The following is a 2090-nucleotide window of genomic DNA, read 5'->3' as shown; positions in this document are numbered from 1 at the left end:
TGGCGTTCGCCGCCGACCCCGGCACCAACCGCCACGCCTCCGGCCGTGGTCGGCGGCGAACGCCAGATAGGGCAGTGGCGCGAGCTGATCCTCAACAACGACGGCTCGATCAACCAGGCCGAATATGCCCGGGTCGCGGCCAATTACCATCGGGAGGAGATGGTCAATTACCGGCTCGGCCCAAGCGCGGTCGACTACAACACTGCGCCTGCCACCGAGACCGTCTACCAGCCCGAGCCCAACGGCTTGTGGAAGGGCGGCACCAACCGTGCGCTCGCCGACCGGTTCTGCCAGACGCCAGACAAGCTGATCCAGAGCGAATCCCCAACCGGCTACGGCGACGGCGCAGGTGGCGGCGGCGGCTGGCAGATGTCGGGGCAGATGCTGTTCGTCCCCGACAGCAATGCGCCTGCCGAACTGCGGCGCGGCGTCGCCAACATGCGCGGCTTCGACGGCGCGCGGGCGGCCCGCGCCAGCGACGGGGCGACCGTGGGTCTGTGCATGCGGATGCGCGCGGAATGGTATCCCGACTACTGGAACCGGAACAATATCTCGGCCCCGACGACTCCGGTCGTGTCACGTTTGCTGCAGCAATATCCCGACCTGCCGCTTCCGGCGATCGCCACTACCCGTGGCCAGATCCAGAGCTCCATCACAGGCTTTCTCGCCTTCCAGAACGGCGTGATCGCCGCGGCGGGGACAGGCAATGACCAGTATTGCAATGGCTTTGCCACCGGCACGCCGTGCGAGACTTCGATCCGCCTGCCCACCGGCAAAGTCCCGACCGCGCTCGCGCTGACGGCGATGAACGAGTTCCTGCTGGTCACCGTGTGGGACGCGCAGAACCGCAAGGGGCAACTCGGGGTGATCGCGGTTGGGGCAGACAATCCATCCAATATCGGCAACGAGGACGCCGGGCGCCACGGCTGGGGCGTGCAGAGCTGGCCGGGGGTGCGCGGCCTCAAACTGCTCGGCTTCATCGACCTGCCGATGCAGGCGCCGACCAGCCTTGGCGTCACCATCTCGACCGGAACGATGAAGTTTCGCGGGTTCGAGTTCTGGCGCGGGCCCGAGCTCAAGACCCAGACGGGCCGCGACCAGTGGAACGCGCGCAGCCTGCAATCGCTGAATACCTTCCTGCCGATCGAAACGCAGTGGAAGCTGCTCGCCTCGGCCGGGTATGCGGTGGTCGCCTCGCGCGCGGAAAACCGCGTCGCGGTGGTCGACTTGCGTCCGCTACTCAACTTCTACCGCACCATGTACCTGACCAGCGAGACGAACTGGAACCAGACCGCCAGTGGCAATCAAGGCCCTGCGGACAACCAGTGGCCCTTCACGTTCGCCTCGCGTCCCGAGCAGCGGCCGGTGGTCCTCGGAACTCTCAGCGTGACCCAGCCGACCGCGGTGATGGCATGGCAACTGCGCAGCGGAACCAGCACGCTCGCCGGGTGGGACCGGCTCAGCTGGAACCACGGCGCGAACCTGATGACCGTCGCGTCGATGGATGGGACAGTGCGGCAATATGACGTCGCCTCGCTGATCGACCCGCCGCGCAGCCCGGTGATGCCGCAAGAGCCGCTGCGCACCTGGCAGGTGGGCCGCAACCCGACCCAGATCGCAACCCCGATCGCTGGCGGCTCGCGCACCGACGACCTCTACTTCGTCGCGCGTGGCGAGCGGCAGATCATCGTCACCAGTTACAGGGGTGACCTCCAGGCGCGGCTGCGCGACAGCCGGCTTGTCGATCCGGTGTTCGTCGGTGTGGGAGCGAACCAGGCCGGGTTCGGCGGTGCGGGCCCGAACCTTGCTCTCAACGCGCAGGTCCTGACCGTGCTCGATTACAACGGCAAGATCGTCCACGATTACGGAATCTTTATCGAGAACTACGCTGCCCGCTATCAACCTGGCCGGCCCGGTAACGAAGAGCAATGGCCCTACGTCGGACCAGACGGGCGGACGGTGCTGCCGTTCAACTACGGCTTCGGCAACCGGCTCGCGGGCAAGCCCTTCATGTACAGCTTCGACGAGGTGATCTGACCCCCCTGGCGGGGTGGGAGGAACGGGAAACCTCCCACCCCGCCAGGGGGGTC

Annotated in this window: 1 protein-coding gene; it reads left to right on the top strand. The window is 66.8% G+C overall.

What is annotated here, in order from left to right; translation table 11 throughout:
• Positions 1-2037: hypothetical protein (locus AX692_RS20300; protein ID WP_196491816.1), on the top strand; the 2037-nt coding region annotated here is incomplete at its 5' end.
• Positions 2038-2090: the final 53 nt, after the last annotated feature.

This window comes from Erythrobacter donghaensis (assembly GCF_001557325.1).
Classification (GTDB): domain Bacteria; phylum Pseudomonadota; class Alphaproteobacteria; order Sphingomonadales; family Sphingomonadaceae; genus Erythrobacter; species Erythrobacter donghaensis_B.
Note: the sequence above shows the minus strand (reverse complement) of the source record. Positions and strands in the feature narration are given on the sequence as shown.